The organism is Psychrobacter sp. Ps2, from assembly GCF_022129405.1.
Classification (GTDB): Bacteria; Pseudomonadota; Gammaproteobacteria; order Pseudomonadales; family Moraxellaceae; genus Psychrobacter.
Map to the genome: position 1 here is coordinate 1 of NZ_JADQAM010000031.1, position 19,958 is coordinate 19,958.

The 19,958-nt window shown below is 44.0% G+C and carries 17 protein-coding genes; 11 read left to right on the plus strand and 6 right to left on the minus strand.

The window, feature by feature from the left end; all coding sequences use genetic code 11:
- The first annotated feature begins 161 nt into the window (after positions 1 to 161).
- Positions 162 to 1,670, plus strand: coding sequence for an alanine/glycine:cation symporter family protein (locus I3254_RS02035; protein WP_238050778.1), 1,509 nt, complete (start codon positions 162 to 164; stop codon positions 1,668 to 1,670).
- Positions 1,671 to 1,805: 135 nt separating this feature from the next.
- Here the strand turns inward: I3254_RS02035 and gltS are convergent, their stop codons facing one another.
- From gltS to I3254_RS02055, 4 genes are all read right to left on the minus strand, one after another.
- Positions 1,806 to 3,080: a sodium/glutamate symporter gene (gene gltS / locus I3254_RS02040; RefSeq protein WP_102078318.1), complete on the minus strand. Its 1,275-nt coding sequence runs from the start codon at positions 3,078 to 3,080 to the stop codon at positions 1,806 to 1,808.
- A 136-nt stretch (positions 3,081 to 3,216) separates the two neighbouring features.
- Positions 3,217 to 3,651 (minus strand): barstar family protein, encoded by a 435-nt coding sequence (locus I3254_RS02045; protein ID WP_238050780.1) that lies wholly within the window; start codon positions 3,649 to 3,651, stop codon positions 3,217 to 3,219.
- Positions 3,652 to 3,667: 16 nt separating this feature from the next.
- Positions 3,668 to 4,420, minus strand: coding sequence for a ribonuclease domain-containing protein (locus I3254_RS02050; RefSeq protein ID WP_238050782.1), 753 nt, complete (start codon positions 4,418 to 4,420; stop codon positions 3,668 to 3,670).
- Positions 4,421 to 4,541: 121 nt separating this feature from the next.
- Positions 4,542 to 5,843, minus strand: a complete 1,302-nt coding sequence (locus tag I3254_RS02055) for a glutamate-5-semialdehyde dehydrogenase (protein ID WP_238050784.1) — start codon at positions 5,841 to 5,843, stop codon at positions 4,542 to 4,544.
- Between the two features lie 431 nt (positions 5,844 to 6,274).
- Here I3254_RS02055 and I3254_RS02060 point away from each other — a divergent pair, with 431 nt between their 5' ends.
- The 10 genes from I3254_RS02060 (at position 6,275) to I3254_RS02105 (ending at position 17,891) form a co-directional block, all read left to right on the plus strand.
- A complete protein-coding gene (locus I3254_RS02060) occupies positions 6,275 to 6,580 on the plus strand; it encodes a hypothetical protein (protein ID WP_179799076.1) in 306 nt (101 codons plus the stop codon).
- A gap of 348 nt (positions 6,581 to 6,928) precedes the next feature.
- Positions 6,929 to 7,726: an ATP-binding cassette domain-containing protein gene (locus tag I3254_RS02065; RefSeq protein WP_238050786.1), complete on the plus strand. Its 798-nt coding sequence runs from the start codon at positions 6,929 to 6,931 to the stop codon at positions 7,724 to 7,726.
- Positions 7,727 to 8,055: 329 nt separating this feature from the next.
- Positions 8,056 to 8,856 (plus strand): transporter substrate-binding domain-containing protein, encoded by an 801-nt coding sequence (locus I3254_RS02070; RefSeq protein ID WP_179799075.1) that lies wholly within the window; start codon positions 8,056 to 8,058, stop codon positions 8,854 to 8,856.
- A 152-nt stretch (positions 8,857 to 9,008) separates the two neighbouring features.
- Positions 9,009 to 9,905 carry a transporter substrate-binding domain-containing protein gene (locus I3254_RS02075; protein ID WP_238050788.1) on the plus strand — a complete coding sequence of 299 codons (897 nt, stop codon included), beginning with the start codon at positions 9,009 to 9,011 and terminating at the stop codon, positions 9,903 to 9,905.
- 72 nt (positions 9,906 to 9,977) lie between these two features.
- Positions 9,978 to 10,931, plus strand: coding sequence for an ABC transporter substrate-binding protein (locus I3254_RS02080; RefSeq protein WP_238050790.1), 954 nt, complete (start codon positions 9,978 to 9,980; stop codon positions 10,929 to 10,931).
- A gap of 436 nt (positions 10,932 to 11,367) precedes the next feature.
- Positions 11,368 to 12,102, plus strand: coding sequence for an ABC transporter permease subunit (locus I3254_RS02085; protein WP_057758316.1), 735 nt, complete (start codon positions 11,368 to 11,370; stop codon positions 12,100 to 12,102).
- Positions 12,103 to 12,114: 12 nt separating this feature from the next.
- On the plus strand, positions 12,115 to 12,840 hold the full coding sequence (locus I3254_RS02090; protein WP_101205569.1) for an ABC transporter permease: 726 nt from the start codon (positions 12,115 to 12,117) through the stop codon (positions 12,838 to 12,840).
- A gap of 94 nt (positions 12,841 to 12,934) precedes the next feature.
- Positions 12,935 to 13,651 (plus strand): fumarylacetoacetate hydrolase family protein, encoded by a 717-nt coding sequence (locus tag I3254_RS02095; RefSeq protein WP_238050792.1) that lies wholly within the window; start codon positions 12,935 to 12,937, stop codon positions 13,649 to 13,651.
- Between the two features lie 293 nt (positions 13,652 to 13,944).
- The gene (locus I3254_RS02100) at positions 13,945 to 16,161 is read left to right on the plus strand and encodes a PhoX family phosphatase (RefSeq protein WP_238050794.1); all 2,217 of its coding nucleotides are present in this window, start codon (positions 13,945 to 13,947) and stop codon (positions 16,159 to 16,161) included.
- Between the two features lie 236 nt (positions 16,162 to 16,397).
- Complete coding sequence (locus I3254_RS02105) at positions 16,398 to 17,891, plus strand: GPI inositol-deacylase (protein ID WP_238050799.1); 1,494 nt, start codon at positions 16,398 to 16,400, stop codon at positions 17,889 to 17,891.
- Positions 17,892 to 17,931: 40 nt separating this feature from the next.
- On the opposite strand, the gene I3254_RS02110 is transcribed toward I3254_RS02105, so the two are convergent.
- On the minus strand, positions 17,932 to 18,675 hold the full coding sequence (locus I3254_RS02110) for a hypothetical protein (RefSeq protein ID WP_102091650.1): 744 nt from the start codon (positions 18,673 to 18,675) through the stop codon (positions 17,932 to 17,934).
- A 102-nt stretch (positions 18,676 to 18,777) separates the two neighbouring features.
- A complete protein-coding gene (locus tag I3254_RS02115) occupies positions 18,778 to 19,758 on the minus strand; it encodes an Hsp33 family molecular chaperone HslO (protein WP_238050800.1) in 981 nt (326 codons plus the stop codon).
- Positions 19,759 to 19,958: the final 200 nt, after the last annotated feature.

Below are 19,958 nucleotides of genomic sequence, written 5' to 3' on the forward strand. Positions count from 1 at the left end.
TTTGACGATGTTTGGCAAGATTTAGCCATTTTTAGCCCATTTAGATGACTATCGGGTGAATTGAAGACACGCCCTAGTATCGCTGTAATTGATTGAATAATTATATAAATGTTATTTTCACTAAAGGGATTTACATGAAAAAATAATCTTTAGTCGCAACGATGCTATTACTCAGCACGACTCTTGCGCAAGCAGCAGAACAATCAGGTTTAGCAGCATTTGGAGCAGGTCTCGATGGCTTTATGGCCAATATATTTGGCTGGTTCGTCGACCTTATTTTCTTTTCAGTACCTCTTGGAGACGTCAGCTTCCCCCTCATTGTGGGTTGGTTATTAGTTGCCGCACTCGTATTCACTTTTTACTTTGGATTTATTCAGTTTCGTCAAATAGGCCTGTCTCTAGATATTGTCAGAGGCAAATATACCGATCCAAATCCCGCCAATAAAGAAGAAGGCGAGGTCAGCCATTTTCAAGCCTTAGCTACTGCTCTATCAGGTACCGTTGGTCTTGGTAACATCGCAGGCGTTGGTGCAGCGCTTGCTATTGGTGGACCTGGCGCTACCTTTTGGATGATTATGGTCGGCCTATTCGGTATGGCGACTAAGTTTGTAGAATGTACGCTAGGTGTCAAATACCGTACGGTACTACCATCTGGCGTCGTATCAGGTGGCCCTATGTACTACCTAAGCCGCGGTATGGCTGAACGTGGTATGGGCGGATTAGGTAAGTTTCTGGCTGTTGGTTTTGCACTCATGTGTATATTGGCGACCTTTAGTGCCGGTAACATGTTCCAGGGTAACCAAGCCTTTGCAGTCATGAGCTCTACTTTTAGCATTCCAACGGACTACAGTGTATTCTTTGGTATTGGCTTAGCGTTTTTAGTCGGTATGGTTATCATTGGTGGTATGCCTCGCATCGCAACCGTTACCGAAAAAGTCGTACCCTTTATGGCTTTGTTATACATTACTATGGCAGTAATCGTGCTGATTGCTAACTTTAATCATATTGGCACTGCATTTGGCGAGATTTTCTCGGGTGCCTTCACTGGTGCTGGCGTGGCTGGTGGCTTTATTGGCGCATTGATTCAAGGTTTAAAACGTGCAACTTTCTCTAACGAAGCTGGCGTTGGTTCAGCCGCTATTGCTCACTCAGCAGTAAAAACCAAAGAGCCTGCTACTGAAGGTCTAGTAGCGCTATTAGAGCCTTTCATTGATACGGTTGTTATCTGTACGATGACGGCGCTTGTTATTACTATCTCTGGGGTGAATACTGCCGCAAACTTGCAAACCCAAGCGCTTACTGGTGTGGATCTAACCCGTGCAGCCTTCATGGAAACGGCGCCTATCTTCCAGTATTTCCTAGCTGTCGCGGTATTGTTGTTTGCTTTCTCAATGATGATTTCATGGTCATATTATGGTCTAAAAGCTTGGACTTACCTCTTTGGTGAAGGTAAAGGCGGCGAGATGATATACAAACTTATCTTCTTAATCTTCGTTGTTATCGGTACCATCGTACAGTTTAGCTTCGTTATCGACTTCTCAGATGCGGCTCTATTCGCGATGGCGATCTTCAACATCATCTGTCTGTACTTCTTGATGCCAATTGTGAAAAGAGAGGTTAATTCTTTCATAGCTCGTGTGAAAAGTGGCGAAATTAAAAAGTATAAATAATAGGTTTGATTGAACATTCTATTATAACTTGATAATTAAAAAAGCCCGCCAAGATGTGTCTTGGCGGGCTTTTCGATGGTGGGCATTTGTTATTTACTAAATAACTATTAAGTTTTGATCTGTAGCAGTATCAATCTACATAAACGGCAACTTCGTAAAAATCTGCAATATCGTGGCATTGACGATATCAACAAAGAACGCACCAACCATTGGTACAATCAAGAATGCTTTAGGCGAAGGCAGATAGCGATCAGTGACTGCCTGCATGTTCGCAATCGCAGTCGGTGTTGCACCCATACCAAAACCACAATGCCCCGCTGATAATACAGCCGCGTCGTAGTCTTTACCCATAATTTTAAAGGTAATGAGGTAAACGTAGATAATCATAATGATGGTCTGTACAACCAATATAATTAGTACAGGGCCTGCCAAATCGGTCAATTGCCATAGTTTTAAAGACAACAATGCCATCGCTAAAAATAGACTTAAAGAAGCATTACCAAGTACATCAATTGAGCGATCAAACATATCAAAATTGAAGACCATCGTCAGTACATTGCGAATGATGACACCGCCTGCCAGTGCCCATACGAACGTCGGCAGCTCAAACCAGGTGCCTTCAGCAACGATGGCCATCACATCGGCAAAAGCCAAAGCACCTGCGAATAGTGCCAAGGTTTCGATAGTAGAAGAAGCGGTGATAAAGCGCATGCTATCAGGCCTTTCAAAGATATCTTTATTACTACCTGCAGACTCCTCATCGTGTTTGGTGCTATATAACGACTGTGCACCAGCAACTTTTTCGATATCGCTAGGATCAGGGTTGGCTGGCGTTGGTTTTAGTCCAAGTCGGTTAATCAAGCGACGGGCAACAGGACCACCAACGATACCACCCGCGACCAAACCATAAGTAGCAACCGCGATACCAAGCGTCGTCGCACCGACCACACCATAGTCTTGTTCTAACGTAATGCCCCAAGCGCCTGCTGTACCATGACCACCTGTTAGAGCGATAGAACCTGTCACCAGACCGAGCAAAGGATCAAGTCCCAATGCACTTGCCATGGCCACACCCACGACATCCTGCAATACAATAAACACTGATACAACGATAGTAAAAATCAATAATGGTGTGCCGCCTGCTTTTAGCCTACTAAAATCAGCGCTCAGACCGATGGAGGCAAAGAACATCAACATGGTGGCGGTCTGCAGCCCTTGATGAAAGTTAAAACTATATCCCCAAACCATATTGAGAGCATAGACAACAATCGCCGCGACCAAACCACCAGCAACCGGTTCTGGAATATTAAAGTCTTCTAAAAACTTGACTCTCCGCACCAAAAACCGCCCAAGCAGCAGCACTAAGGTGGCCAATATCAGGGTGTAATAACCGTTTAAGGTAATCTCCATAGGTTAATCCTTTCTATAAAATAAATTAACCTGAATTCGGGATAAATATGGCTTTATCTCGAATTCAGGTTTCTATGATGACGAATAATTATCGGTGACTATCGGCGGTCGGGCTTGCAATATAGGCTTTCAACGACTAAATCTCTAACGCATAAGCTTCATCCTCAGATGGCACGATGACCCACAATTGTGGTTTGCCAAATTCTCTAAAGGCATCCTCAATGATGCTTTTAAAGACATTGAAGTCCTCAGTGTTTATCCTTTTGACGTCTGTCAAATCAAGCCTTAAATGAATTGCTTCACTGTCTGTTAGACAATCCCATGCACTGTCCCAGTTGTGTGAAAAATAACTAGGAAAGTCACAGGCCTTGGCCAAACTCGTCAATAGCTCAGTTTTTTCGAGCGTGTCACCGACGGCTATAGTAACAGCCTGCGCAGGAATGCTAGTACCCAGTGCTGTACCGTTTTGGTTAATGTGGTCTTGATTAACATGGCTTTGATTAACGTAGTGGATGGCTTGGTTCACACTTTCTCGATTCATATCGGCTTGGTTCGTATTCGTTTGTTTCATATCAGCTCGTTTCATATTAAGGCACCTGTAGTCTTTGGAAACTATCATAGTGATCGACAGTCAAGTAATAGACAGTAGGTGGGTTGCCACCTGTGACGATACGCCGTGCGCCGCGATGAGAGACACCAGGGGTGGGCACGGTATATTCGCGATAGTAGCCTTGTGACTGGGCGGGTAGTCTGCCTTCACGGTTATAAAACGTCGTGCCATCTTTATTTGGATACGGAAAAGGGCCGCCTTGCTGAATAAGCGCAATCGTATTATCGACCTGTGCATCACCTGTTATACCAGCACTGGCGACTTGGCTCGTATTATTAGTGACGTCCTGCGATACCGTTGTCGACTCGATGTTATCAGCAAACAATGTCGAATTTAAATCGCCAAAGAAATAGAAAGCGACGGCGATTATAGCGATAAGGCTAAATAGTGTAGAGCCTAAGCTTCTTTTATTTGGTCTGCTGTTTTGGCTGCTACGATTTGAATTACGAGTTCTGTGATGGCTATTTCTATTGGCATTAGTAGGGGTATAGCTTGGAACATCTGATACAGTATCTTGGTCAAGGCTCAATGAAGATGAGGTCACTTCAGTGGCTCTCAATTGGTTTTTGTCGTTACGGCCACTGTTAAAGTAGACACTTTGACCAACCGTTATAGGCTTCGCCAGTCGTGCTTTGCTAATATGAAAGAATACATCTTCACTTTGATTATCTACATCGATAAAGCCATAGCCTTTATCTTCATTCCAGTGCTTAATCTTGCCACTTTGCATGGTCGTACCGCTCCCTATAATTTAAATGCTTTGACTAAAATATTTATGATTTAAACGAAGAAACGCCAGCATAATTGCTGACGTTTCTGATTACTCGTTTTGATAGTCGATGCTAGTATGATTAAGCACGAGTTTCGCCATGACCATAAACAATCCATTTCTGTGAAGTCAGACCTTCGAGACCGACAGGGCCGCGCGCATGGATTTTGTCCGTTGAAATACCAATTTCAGCACCGAGACCGTATTCAAAACCATCAGCAAAACGGCTAGAGGCGTTAATCATCACGCTGGCTGAGTCCACTTCACGGATGAAGCGTTGCGATTTGGTATAGTTATCAGTGATGATGACATCGGTATGATGGCTGCCGTGTGTATTGATATGTTCAATCGCTTCGTCAATACCTGCGACCACTTTCACCGCTAGGATAGGGGCTAGGTATTCAGTATCCCAATCCTCAGAGGTGGCAGCTGATAGATGACCTTCAAGCTTAGCATTTTTATTTAAGATAGCTTGTGAATTGTCATCAAGACGTAGTTGCATTGCGTCATCAGCAGCGACGATGGCCTCTGCTATTTTAGGCAATAGCTCATTAGCGACTGTTTCATCGACCAGTAGCGTCTCCATCGTATTACAAGTGCCGTAGCGATGTGTTTTGGCATTGACACTGACTTTAATCGCAATCTCAGCGTCCGCATCACTATCGATAAAGGTATGGCAGTTGCCGTCTAAATGCTTAATTACAGGTACTTTTGCATCGTTACTGATACGCGCAATCAGACCTTTACCGCCACGTGGCACAATGACATCGACATATTCAGTCATGGTAATCAGCTCACCAACGGCTGCACGATCGGTCGTCTGTAGCACTTGTACGCTATGTTCCGATAGATCAGTATGGCTAAGACCTTTGATGATACATTTGGCAATGGCTTGGTTAGACTCAAATGCTTCAGAGCCACCACGTAAAATAATGGCGTTACCTGATTTGAGTGCCAGTGAGGCGGCCTCTAATGTTACGTTAGGACGTGATTCATAAATCATACCGACCACACCCAGTGGTACGCGCATCTTGCCAAGATGAATCCCTGATGGCTGATAGGTCATGTCAGTGACTTCACCGATTGGATCAGGAAGACCAGCGACATCTTTAAGACCTTGTAGCATACCGCTAAATCGTGCTTCGTTTAGCTCCAAGCGGTCGAGGAGTGCGCTATCAAGATTGTTTTTTTGACCGTTGTCCATATCGATTTTATTGGCAGCCAAGATGTCTTGTTTGGCATTGACCAGCTCATCATGAATGGCCAAGAGTGCTGAATTTTTATCGCCAGTATTGGCAGCAGCCAGCGCGCGAGAAGCGGCTCGTGCTTGCTTGCCGACAGACTGCATATAGGTCGTAATATCCGTAGTATTCGATTGACTCATAAATTATTTTCCTTATGTGATACAGGTTTTTTATAACTAAAAGCGCCCAATTTTATATAGGTAAAAATACCTAAAAAGGCGAAAAATGTCGCAAAAAAAGAAGTTTTGAATGCCTACTCAAATAGCGATAGGTCATTATGCTATTTAACATAGAGCAGATTGAGACGATAGTAAAGATGATTTTGTGAACAGAATCCGCTTTGTAGCGCTCTTATGGGGGCCTATTTAAAGTAATATTGCTCGTGCTAAGCGGTGTTTATTTAAGATAAGCGCGTTATCAGTACTACACTATATCTTTACGTGTTTTTAACAGAATTGCGCTGTAAATACTAAGGTAGCTGCGAGATATCCTCAGTATAGTAAGCATTAAAACAGCAAGGCTATCAGTAGATAGTACTTAATCTTATTATGATAAGTGATGGAGAACGAACATGGCTACGAAAAATACAACTTATAAAAATTGGTTAACGGTTGGCTTGGTAGCAGGTGCTCTAGCATTAGGCGCTTGTAGCAAAAAAGATGACACACCGATGGAAACTGAAGCTGATACCACTGTAGACGCTCAAACCTCTGTAGAAGAAAGTGCAACAGCGAGCGACAATGATGATGTTGCCGTTGCTAGTGCCGATGATGAAGGTATGGACGTTACCAATAACGATGATGTGGCAGTGGCGACAGCAGAAGATGCGGATATGATGGATGGGACTGAAGATTCAGAGCATGTATCGACGTACTAATCGCATATTATAGAATGGATTAACTACATATTAAATGTACTAAGCACATACTATAAATAGGCAGTTATCAGATAACACAACGTCTCGTATTCTAAAGTGATAAAATAAAGCCCAGAGCGATAAATGCAGTCTGGGCTTTTTTGTATTCACGGTTTGTTAGAAGCTGATTAACCCGTTGGTTAAATACAATATTTGCCTTTTTACTGCGTAATAAGAGACAATATGGCATTTTTCTCTTTGCCTCATCAGGCATATTACGATAATGCATCTAGATGCTTGTACTATATATAGATATAGCTCTTATTTTATTCGTGTTTTCACTCATATTTATTGGAAGTCTGCTGAACCATGCTTGATACTGCAAAAAACCCGACTCGGCCTATCGCCCTAGACTTACAAGACATCCATAAAAGCTACGGCTCATTAGAGGTATTGAAAGGGGTATCCCTGACTGCCTATGATGGCGATGTTATCTCTATTTTGGGCTCATCTGGCTCAGGTAAGTCGACGTTGCTGCGTTGTATTAATCTTCTAGAAAACCCCAATCATGGTCGTATCTTGATCGGTAATGAAGAGCTGATGCTAAAACCTGCCAAATCAGGTGAGTTACAAGCAGCAGACGTGAAGCAGCTAGAAAGCTTGCGCGCTCGCGTCGGGTTTGTCTTTCAGAACTTTAATCTGTGGCCACACAAGACAATTCTGCAAAACATCATCGAAGGGCCAACGCAGGTCTTAAAGATTAAAAAAGACCAAGCAATTAATGATGCAGAAAAGCTGCTCGATAAAGTAGGTCTGCTTGACAAAAAAGATGCTTATCCTGCCAACTTATCTGGTGGTCAGCGTCAGCGTGTCGCTATTGCTCGTGCGCTTGCTATGCAGCCACAAGTTCTACTATTTGATGAACCAACCTCTGCGCTAGATCCTGAACTGGTCAACGAAGTGCTTGCGGTAATGCGCGAGCTAGCAGAAGAAGGACGTACGATGCTTATCGTTACTCACGAAATGCGCTTTGCCCGTGAAGTATCAAGCAAAGTCGTCTTTTTACATCAAGGTGTGGTCGAAGAAATTGGCACACCTGAGCAAGTCTTTGATAACCCTACCTCTGAGCGCGTTAAAGACTTTATGGCATCTCACCGTCCTACTTAGTTATTAGTTTTTGCCTAGTACCATGCCTAATACAGATGGTGGCAACACGCTTGCCACCATTTATCCTGCCAAACATAAAATCACTGTAACGTAACCATTGTTGACTGTTTATTGCCCAATGATAACTATGAGTATGCAAAACGTTTGTTTTTGATATTTTACTCAGGTATTATCAAAAGGTTTATAGGCCGTCACGTCTCGTGGCTGTCTGTTATTCTGCTATCTATATTGCTTGTCTGGCAGGGACGTCAGAGAACAAAATATCAGCACCCTAAGTCAGAAAATCCTGTCAAAAACTTATGTAAAACCCATCAGAATTTAAGGAACGTATGATGTCGAATTCTCGCCTATTGTGGTCATCGATGACCGTTACTGCTGCATTGATGTTGAGTGCTTGTAGCCAACCTGCCGATGAAACTACCGATACCAACGCTGACGCACCTGCAGCAGAAACCACTGGTAAAACCATTCGTATCGCTACCGAAGGCGCTTACCCTCCATTCAACTACACCAATGCTGACGGCAGCTTGGCAGGTTTCGATATCGATGTTGCCAATGCCTTGTGTGATCAAATGCAAGCCAAGTGTGAAATCGTTGCACAGGACTGGGACGGTATCATCCCTGGTCTATTGGCACAAAAATATGATGCGGTGATTGCAGGTATGTCTATCACTGCTGAGCGTCAAGAAAAAGTTGATTTCAGCGAGCCGTACTTTGCCAATACGATGGTATGGCTAACCAATACGGATGGTGGTTTTGATCCTATGGCGATTAAAGATGCAACGCTTGGTGGTCAACGTTCTACTACGCCAGGTGCTTATCTACAGGATAACTACGAAGGCAAAGAAGGCAACACAGTTCAGTTGTATGACAACTATGACAATGCCTATTTAGATCTAAAATCTGGTCGTAGCGATGCGGTATTGGCTGAAAAAGTTTCTGCCAAATCATGGTTAGCAGAAAACGCAGCGGGCTTCGGTATCGTTGGTGATGAAATTGATAACGATGACAATATTGCCATTGCTGTACGTAAAGGTGACTCACTCAAAGCAGATTTTGACAAAGCATTGAGCGAAATCCGTAGTAACGGTGAGCTTGCACGTCTTGAGCAGATGAACTTTGGTCAATAATGACTCACTGGGGATTTATGCTTAGAACAATTAACGTTTGATGCAAGTAATGCTTAAAACCAAGCATGTTTTAAATAAACGGTGTTTATAAGCATAAATCAGCAAGCAGTGATTGACGATACAGCTGGTAAATATATTAAGGAATAAAACTTATGACAATTTCAATGACATCATCAATGAGCAAAAAAGCATTGTGGCTAGCACCGCTTAGCGCAGCAATGCTAATGCTGGCAGGTTGTAACAATAGCTCAGCACCAGCAGAAAATGCTGAAGCTGACACCGCTACTGAAGCGCCTTTAAATATCAAAATTGCGACAGAATCAAGCTATAAGCCTTTTAGTTATACTGATGCAGATGGCAAACTGATTGGTTACGAGATTGAGCTGGTTGACGCATTATGTGCACAAATGAAAGCTGAGTGTGAAGTCATCTCTCAAGATTGGGACGGTTTGATTCCAGGGCTTAACGCACAGAAGTTTGATGCAGCTATCGCAGGTATGTCGATCACGCCTGAGCGTAAAGAAGTGGTTGATTTCAGTGACCCTTACTTCCATAGCGGTATCATCTTGATCGGTAAAAAAGGTGATGACTTAAGCGTAGAGTCACTAACAGGTCTACCAATTGCCTCACAGCGCTCAACTGTTGCCTCGCAATACCTACAAGACGAGCATGCAGATGCTGATATCAAGTTATATGATACGCAAGACAATGCTTATCTAGATCTAACCTCAGGCCGTGTGCGCGGTATGATGTCTGACAAAGTAACGGGTATCGACTGGTTAAAAACAGACGCAGGCAAAGGTTACGAAGTTAAAGGTGAAGAAATCAGCACCAATGATGACGCAATGGGTATTGCTTTCCGTAAAGGCGATCCTTTAATTGCTAAGTTCAATGCAGCATTGGCTGAGCTAAAAGACAACGGTACCTATGATCAAATCACGGGTAGCTATTTTGGTACTAGCTCAACGGCTGCAGCACAAAAAGCGGTAGCAACAACTGATAGTGTCGAAGAAGTAGTGGTCGCTGAAGAAGAAGCGCCAGCTAACTAATACGATATCTGGCAGTTTGACTGCTGTTGTTTGAAAACGTGTTGTTTACTCAAGAAAAAACCAAGGATGATCATGAGCAACCATTGTGCCCCAATCTGTGCCACGACTGGCAAATCTAACATTAATGTAGTCAGTCGTCTGTCTATGTCATTGCTTGCATTAGCGACGGCCTTCACCATTGCTGGCTGTAGCAATAGCCAAGAGAGTGCGGCTGATACCAATCCAGAGGCTACCGAAGCAACGGCAACGTCTACAGGTGATGTATTACGCATCGGTACAGAAGGGGCCTATGCACCTTTTAACTATACCAATGCTGACGGGACACTGGGTGGTTTTGATGTTGAGGTAGCAAATGCACTCTGTGCGGATATGCAGGTAACTTGTGAGATTGTGGCGCAGGACTGGGACGGTATTATCCCTGGTCTAAAAGCAGGTAAATACGATGCAATCGTGGCCGCGATGTCCGTTACTCCAGAGCGTTCGGAGCAGGTGAGCTTCACCGATCCGTACTTTAGCAATGCCTTGGTTTTTTTGGCCAAAAAAGACAGCAGCTTTGACCCTAGTAACAACAGTGATATCGACTCGCATTCTATTGCTGCACAGCGTTCAACTATCTCGTCGCAGTGGCTAGAAGACACGTATCCAAAAGCCGATATGAAGCTTTATGATACGTTGAGCAATGCGTTTTTGGATCTCGGTTCAAACCGTGTCGATGCGATGATTTCTGATAAGCTGCCTGCCATAGAATGGCTGAGCTCAAATGCTGGTAGCAAATATGCGCTTAAAGGTGATGAGATCGATATCAATGATAACTTTGCGATAGCAGTACGCCCAGGCGATCCGCTACAAGCAAAGATCAATCAGTCTCTTGCTAATATAAAGGCTAATGGTACTTACGATAAGATCAATCAAAAGTACTTTGCGGTGCCAGCGTCTGCAACGAGCACAGTTGATGAAGACGCAGATACGGGTACAGATGCAGATACAGACATTAGCGAGCAACCAACGACAGAAAGCGTTAGTTAATAGCTAACAGTAGTCAAAGGTAGCAGTCAAAAAATATTGTTTTGATTAATAAAAGGATATTGCCATGATGGTGATGTCCTTTTTTATTTGTCGTTATATCAACGAATATACATAATAGCCGCCTATTAATTTTGCTCAAATTTAGTCGGCTGATTGTATGTCTCTAGAGGCAAGTGTCTGTTTAAGTACGGTTTAGGCTCAGCTTTTACGCGTCAGTATTAACATCACGGCGAGTGAATATGATAAAATCAGCGCTCATTTCTACTGTGTCAATTATCGCAGCGTTAATCGTATTCTTCTGACGTCATTTTTTGACGCTGACCATCCCTATTGATTTGGTATAAAATACGGTGTTGCGCCGCGTTCAGCTATTGATGCTGATTCTTTTAACTCATATTTTGCAAATTGCTAATATAAAGAGACTGAGTGGATAATCGTGTTTGACTTACAAGGATTTGGCGCGCTTTTATTAAGCGGCGCTACCGTCACCATACAGCTAGCTGTGACCAGTTTGATCATTGGTCTGGCTTTAGGCTTGCTCGGCGCAACCGCAAAGATGTCCAATATCTGGTTGCTGCGTAAACTTGCGACTGTCTATACTGCGACGATGCGCGGTATTCCTGAGCTGCTATTGGTGCTCTTTATTTATTATGGCGGCTCTATCTTATTGATGAGCATCCTCAAAAAGTTCGGCTATAACGACTACGTCGAGATTAGCGCTTTTTGGGGTGGTGTCATGGCACTGTCTATTGCTTTTGGTGCGTATGCGACTGAGATTTTTCGCATGTCCATTCAAGAGATTCCAGTAGGGCAGCGAGAGGCTGCGCAAGCGATTGGTATGCGTCCTTTTCAGACTTTTTATCGCATCACGTTGCCGCAAGTGTGGCAGATTGCTTTGCCAGGTTTGGGTAATTTGTTTTTGGTACTACTCAAAGATACCGCATTGGTATCGGTCGTGGGTCTCAAGGACATCATGTATCAGTCATCGCGTGCGGCACAGTCTACACAGCAGCCGTTTACCTTTTATATGGCAGCAGCGATTATTTATTTGGGTCTGACCATGTTGATTACTGGCTTTATGATGTGGCTTGAGTGGCGCGCTAATCCTGCGGCACGCTATGCCAAAAAGATAAGCCGTCAATCCACTCACAGTCAATCGACCATAGGGTAGAGGAGAGATACTATGGATTGGAATTGGCAGGTCATTTTTGACCATATCCCTGATTTACTAGGCGGCGCGGTATTGACCGTACAGTTGGTCTTGTTTTCAGGTGTGATTGGATTGCTGTTTGGTTTGGTGTTGGCGTTGTTACGACTGTCTAAGAATTGGGTGGTACAGATACTACCATTTCTTTACATCTTCTTTTTCCGTGGTACGCCGCTGCTGGTACAGATATTCCTGATTTATTATGGTTTGGGTCAGTTCGAGGCCGTACGCGAGTCGTTCTTATGGGAGCCAGTACTTAGCCAAGCATATTGGTGTGCCATCATCGCCTTTACCCTCAATACCAGTGCTTATCTAGCAGAGATTATACGCGGTGCGATTCAGACGATTCCGATTGGAGAGCTTGAAGCGGCTGATGCGCTTGGTATGTCAAAATGGCAAAAGCTAACACGGGTTACGCTGCCGCGCGCATTTGGTATTGTGATTCCAGCGTACAGTAACGAAGTTATCTTTATGCTAAAGGGTAGTGCGCTCGCTTCGACTATTGCATTAATGGATATCACAGGTGTTGCTCGTACGATTAGTGCGCGTACCTATACCTTGATGGAGCTATTCTTTGCGGCTGGTATCGTCTATCTATTGCTGTCGTGGGTTATCTTGTTTAGCTTTAGAATGTTTGAAAAGCGTATGAATCGCCACGCCAGTTATGTACCACCAGATGTCGTGACCAATACGATTCCATAGTTAGCAGTTAGCAACTAAAAATCGTCAAAGTCACTGTAGACAATATAGTATGGACAGCTGATAAAATAGCCATCATTTACAGGGAGAGTTTAGTATGAGCCAATCGCCACACGAGTCATTAGCGAACGCCATTGCAGCTGGTGTCAATGCCGAGCAGGGCGCTATCAATCATAATAAAAGCCTACGTACCTCTATTGGTAAGGTAGTTTGTGTTGGTCGCAACTATGCGGCACATGCTGCAGAGTTGGGAAATGAAGTACCAACCACGCCGATACTATTTATGAAGCCTGCGTCTTCAGTGGTCTCTATCCGTGGTGATGTGGTTCGCCCAAGTCCAGAGTTATTTGGCGAGACTCACTACGAGGCCGAGCTATGTATTCAGCTATCAGCTGATTTATCTATGGCGACGATTGAGCAAGCTCAACAAGCGATTGGTGGCGTGACATTGGGACTGGATTTGACCTTGCGTGATTTGCAAAGCAAGCTAAAAGAAAAAGGTCATCCGTGGGAGCGTGCTAAGTGTTTTGACGGAGCCTGCGTGCTTGCTGACTGGCTCGACCCACAAGCGTTTGGCAATCTGCAGAATGTACAGTATCAGCTATCTATCAATGATAAATTAACGCAAGATGGCGATAGTGCCTTAATGCTATTTCCTGTCTATGAATTGCTGGTCAATATTAGCCACGCCTTTAGCTTACAAGCAGGTGATGTGATTATGACTGGCACGCCAAGCGGCGTTGGTGTGTTGCAAGCAGGCGATCAGCTTAAGCTAAAACTGGGTGCTCATGAGTGGGTATCACAAGTACAGTAAGCTTTTCTGCCATAACAGACGCATATTAAAAACCCCGAGCAATTGCTTGGGGTTTTTGATCTTAAGACTTTATATTTATTTTTAAATTTGCTAACTGCCAAACAATGCTAACTATCTAATCATTCTATTTCTAAATCATCAGTACAGTCGATTGTCATCAGTTTGTCACCTATTGTTCAGCGTGCTGTCATAAAGGTTGAGTAGACTTAAGCGGAATTCGTATTTTTGTGGTCGTAATGATAAAGCCGCGATCAACTCTCTGCCAATCTAGCCTAATAGCAAGGTGACTGATAATGACATTATTGAACAATGAGCGAACGCTTGCCCACGAAGTGGTTGAAGACTCCAATCCTACTAATAATACTGACTTTCAGACGATTATCAATCGTCGATTGAACCGCCGTAGTATCCTAAAAGGTGGCACAGGGTTGACGGCTGCTGCGTTTTTTGGCGCATTACCTTTGGTCGGTTGTAGTGACGACGACGATAGAAGTATTGTTGGTAATGACGATAATGCCGCTATCCCTGCACAAGGTGATCTAAAGCGTCCTGATACCCTAAAGTTTGAAGCAGTCGCGCATTCAACAGCTGATACGATGACCGTAGCAGCAGGCTACAAGGCAGAGATGATATTACCACTTGGTACACCGCTGATGCCTGGTCTAGACGACTGGCGCGATAACCGTGAAAATTCAGCCGAGTCGTTTGAATGGCGCATGGGCGACAACCATGATGGCATGTGGTTCTTTGGCAAAAAAGGCAATGCGTACGATGCCAAAGCGTCAGAAAACAGCTTGCTAGTCATGAACCATGAATACGTTAATAGCAGTGAGCTTAGCCCATTTGGCTATTACGTCACTCAAGATAACGATGCTGCGCCTATCTTTCAAAACCGTCGTCTCGCAAGTGATGTGCGCCGTGAGGTAAATTGTCATGGCGTCTCGGTGGTTGAGTTAACTCGCCGCGCAGATGGTATGGGTTATGAGATGGTACCTGATTCTAAATACAATCGCCGTATCACCAGTAGTACAACAGCACAATTGGCTGGCCCTGTGGCAGGCTCTGCTCTGGTCAAGACTAAGTTTGATCCGACAGGTTATCAGACCCGCGGTATCAATAATAACTGCGGCGCAGGTCTGTCACCGTGGGGTACGTATCTGACTACCGAAGAGAACTTCTTGGGGGTGTTTGCCCGTGGACAAGATGCCAGCCAATTGAGCGCTGGTGATAACTATGCGCGCGAGCGCTACGGTGCGGTGGAGGACTTCCCAGGTTGGGAGTATCTATGGCATACCCCAGAGGCAAAGGATGCCAAAATAGCAGACGAGTTCTCACGCTGGGATATGACCGCAGTCGGTGCCAGTGCTGCGGAAGATTATCGCTACGGCTTCAACACTTTTGGTTATATTACTGAGATTGACCCATTTGACCAAAACTCTATACCGCAAAAACGTACTGCACTGGGCCGATTCGCTCATGAAAACTGCGCGTATGCTCCGGTTGAGCAAGGTAAGCCAGTAGTCTTCTATATGGGTGATGACGCCCGAGGTGAGTACATTTATAAGTTTGTCTCCAAAGCAATGTGGTCCAACTCGGACATCGGCGGCGGACTAAAAGCAGGTGACAAGTATCTGAATGACGGCACGCTATATGTGGCGGTATTTAACGAAGATGGTAGCGGTGAGTGGAAAGCCCTTGTCCACGGTCAAAACGGACTGGATGCTTTTAATAGTGTACTGCCATTCAATGGACAAGATGAAGTATTGGTCTTCGCCCGTGCCGCTGCCGATGCTTCTGGTGCTACTAAGATGGATCGACCTGAATGGGTATCAGTCAGTCCTATGACGGGCGATGTCTATGTGACATTGACCAATAATAAATATCGCGGCGTACGTGACGACCAGCCTGTCTCAGCTTCCAATCCGCGTAGCTATCAGTCAAGCGGAAAGTCGCTTGGTAATGACAATGGTCACATAATTCGCTGGGCAGAAGCAGGCGGCGACCATGCCGCAACGAGCTTTGAGTGGGATATTTATCTGTTTGGTGCGCCAAGTGACTTATCAGCAGAAAACCTTTCTCAATTAAATGATAATAATGACTTTTCTTCACCTGATGGGCTATATTTTGACCCGCGTGGTGTCTTATGGATTCAGACAGATGACGGCGCTTATACTGATACCAGTAGCTGTATGTTGCTCGCGGCACTACCGGGTAAGGTCAGTGATGGATCGATGACGACCACATCGGCAGGGCAGTCGACCCGAGTCGGCACATCTGCTAGCAATGACAATATCAAACGATTCTTTGTCGGTCCTGAAGGATGCGAAGTAACAGGTATCACCATGGCGCCAGATTTCAAAACGCTGTTTATCAACATCCAGCATCCGGGCAACACATGGGGCGCTGTCGCTGGCGGTAGTATTCCTCGCTCAGCGACTGTGATGATTACTCGCGATGATGGCGATGTCATTCTGGCAGAATCATTTGATACGGCTGACAGTACGACGTAGATGGATAAGCTGTAAGCGTATATTAGACACAACCAGAGTACTCATAACCATAAGAATCCCAAGCTAAGGCTTGGGATTTTTTATTATTATATTGATTTAATAGTTAAAGAGACCGTCTATCACCTATCTAGCTCTGCTAGTCGTCATCCCGCTCTAAAGTCAAACCATTCACTTCTCTTTACTGCCGTTACAGGATAATATAGACCATTACTTTTTTCGCTGAATGTGCAAATATTATGAGCAGTCCAAAGGTGTTTTATAACGACAGTGTTAGTGACAGCGACGCTCAAAACGATAGCAGCTATACTCGTACTCACCATGAGCTCGATGCGCATTTTGTCCCAGACGCTAGTGTACCGCTACACAGTCATCTATACGAGCAAATCGACCAACTCGAAGCCATCGATATGGATGAACTGGTCAAGCTACTAGCAGATTCGGATGACAGTGATGAAATCAACAAAACACCTGTGTCTTTGGCTGATTTTTTTGAAGGATTGGCGCAGCTTGCCACCATGGGTGTGGTTGAGATTACAGAAATCGTAGAAGCCATTCACCGTGAAATTATCTTGCGTCCGCTAGGCCGCTTCAATGACAAACATTTAAATAAATGGTCGCGCGGATTTACTGGACGTATCTATGGCACGATACGTCATGTCATGCAAATGGTCGGTAATAATCTAGCATCTGTACTACGCATATACAAAAACCTGATTCTCCAAAAGTCAGTGCAGCCACTACCAGGCTCACTAAAAAAACTGGTGAATGTACTCAATGGTGTCATGGGTGATCATCTGGTCAATAATCAAAATGCGCTCGCCATTCCGATGATGCTATACACTCAAGATGGCAAGCCGCAAAGTGAGAGCCTATCAGGTCGCATTGCTATTTTGTGCCATGGTCTATGTATGAGTCATTTAAGCTGGCAAGCCCAAGCGGATAATGATTTAGGCGAAGCCATTCATGTCAGCCAGCCTGATACCACGGTGCTGTATTTGGATTACAATACGGGTCGACGTATCTCACGTAGCGGCCGTAAGTTCTCTCAATTGCTACAAACGCTGGTCGATGATAACCCAAATATCAGTCAGATAGATCTGGTCGGACATAGTATGGGCGGCTTGGTCTCTCGCAGTGCACTGTTCTATGGTGAGCAAGATCGCCTAGACTGGATCAAGCGCGTGGGCAATCTCATCACGCTAGGTTCGCCGCATCATGGGGCAGTGCTTGAGCGTATCGGTAATTATGTACAAGACATTATTGCCAAATTACCGTTTGCGGGCTCACTGGCCAAGCTCGGTGATATGCGCAGTGCCGGTATCATTGATCTACGTCATGGCAGTATTCGTGATGCAGATTGGAAAGCATTAGAAGGGCGTAGCGTACTACCACAAGATTTTCGTCATCCTGCACGCTTGCCAAGTGGTATTAAAACTTACTTTGTCGCTAGTGCCTTGCTTGAGACGCATTATGATTCTAAGGTAACGGATCTGCTAGGAGACAGCTTGGTATCGGTGGCTTCAGCGTTAGGCGAGGATGACGCTGAGCATGCTTTGTTTGTGCCAGATGGTCATAAAGCAGTGTTTTATGGCGTCAATCACATGAACTTAATCCATAGTAGGCGAGTGCGCGAACAAGTGGTTGAATGGCTACTTGATAATGGTCTAAGTGACTACGCCGGACGTCCGCGCATACACTCTTATCCTAGAAGTTTAGATGTGGCGGTGTAGAGGGTTGTGTGTATTATTTCGAGTTATCTGCGCTACTACTTTATAAGTCAATATGATTGATTTTTTGATTTATCATTAGTGAGTCTTTTTTTATTTGCTCTAATATTTCATTAAACTTCTCTAGATTTTTCAAAAGTAAACTGCCTTTGATATTTTGCATATTTATCTTTTCTTTATATGAGTTTTTTTCACTTTCTTCAAGAAGGTTTTTGATTTGCCTGTTATTACTGTTAGTTTGAGATAAGAAAGCTTCTCCCATACTTTTGAGGCTCTTATCTAGGTTTTCTTTATTATGTGAGTCAAATTCAGATCTAAAGTAAACTAGCCAGGTTAAAAATTTTTCAGAAAGCTGAGGGCTTAAAACGGTAATATTTTTTGAAATTATATTATCTATAGCTGAATATGTCGTTGACAGTTCAGTATGAAGCCTTGACATCAAAAATAAATAACCGATTCTATTTTCTGCCTCCATTTCATCCCATTGAGAAAATTTTGGGTAAGTTAGTTTTTCAAACACAATTGTTAGGTTCAGTAATTCATCGTAAACTTTTATCTTACGTTCAAATAGTGCTTGATATGTTTGCTGTGATATTTGATGAAAATGTTCGTCTTTATTTAATATTTTCTCGTGATCTTGTTCTAGACGTTTTAAACGCTCATCAATAGATGCTTGTTCCTTGCGACCAATTCTCTCGAAGTATATTTTGCCAATATAAGCAATTAAGCCAACTAGAACAGCATTACCGCCCCAACTTATGAACAATTCTTGCCAAAAGCTACTCATAACTAATACCAGTAATGTAAAAACTCAGTATAAAACAAAAACCCTCAAGCATGACGCTTGAGGGTTTTTTTATAAACATTGACTTATAGTAAGTAAGAAAACTTACTCAGCAAATATCGCTGCTACATCATCTTTATTGAATTTATAGACTTCACCGCAGAATCCACAATCCATCTCAAATGTACCGCCTTGCTCTTCGACGATATCTAATGCTTCTGCTTCACCGATTTGTTCGATTGCCATTTCACACTTCTCGCGTGAGCAAGTGCAACCAAATGACAGAGGGGCAGGCTCAGGGGCCACGATGTTTTCTTCGTGATACAAGCGATAGAGTATTTCGTTAGCATCCAGTGTCGTTAGTTCTTCTGCTTTTACCGTGCGTGTCAATACAGACAAACGTGTCCATAAATCATCATCGATACCTGCATCTTGGTTTTGCTCAACTTCAGACGTTTCTCCAGCAGTACGCGGTAGCATTTGTACCAAGATACCACCGGCTTGCAGGCCATCAGATGCCAAGTTAATCAACGTTGGAATCTGGGCTGATTGCTTTTGATAATGTGCTAAGCAGTCCGCTAGATTGTCGTGGCTACGCTCAACGATACCTTGGTATGGCTCACCGCCATCAGGCTGAATATTGATAAACAATACGCCTTGTCCCATCGCACCAAGTTCAGCAAACGCTTCTTTGGCATGGATCATATTGTCCCACGCTTGTACTTGCTCATCCGTCTCGCCTTTCCAGCTAGCAAGCGCACGAATGATACCGTCTTGATCGCATTCTGCCATCGCCCAGTTTAGTAAGCTGTCACTGTCTGATGACTGCAACTGAATAGATAGGCGACCGTTGATTTTGACCGTACTGATTAGCAAACTCGCTGCGGTCAGCATCTCACCCAATAAACGTTTAATGGCTTCGGGGTACGGCTTTTGCGCAATCGTACTCGCATAGCTGCGTGATAGGCGTACTACATCACCGCGCACAGGAGAGTCTTCAACAAAAAAACGTTGGCGAATGTCGTTGCTGCTATGGTTGCCAGTAGTTTGGCTGTCCGTATGTGGGACTTGGATATCTTGAGTCATAAGTCATTTGTAGTATAGAGAAGTTGTTTGCTTTATGGGGATTACTGCCGATTTATCAATCTCACTTAGCAGACTGTTTTGATGATTATGAGTAGTAATTGTCAATAATTAGCTTAAACAACCAAGCAGCTGTTTGTACAAAGCTCTGAGTAGATAGCCGCTATGAGCCATCAATTTATAGCCAGGATATAAATATATTC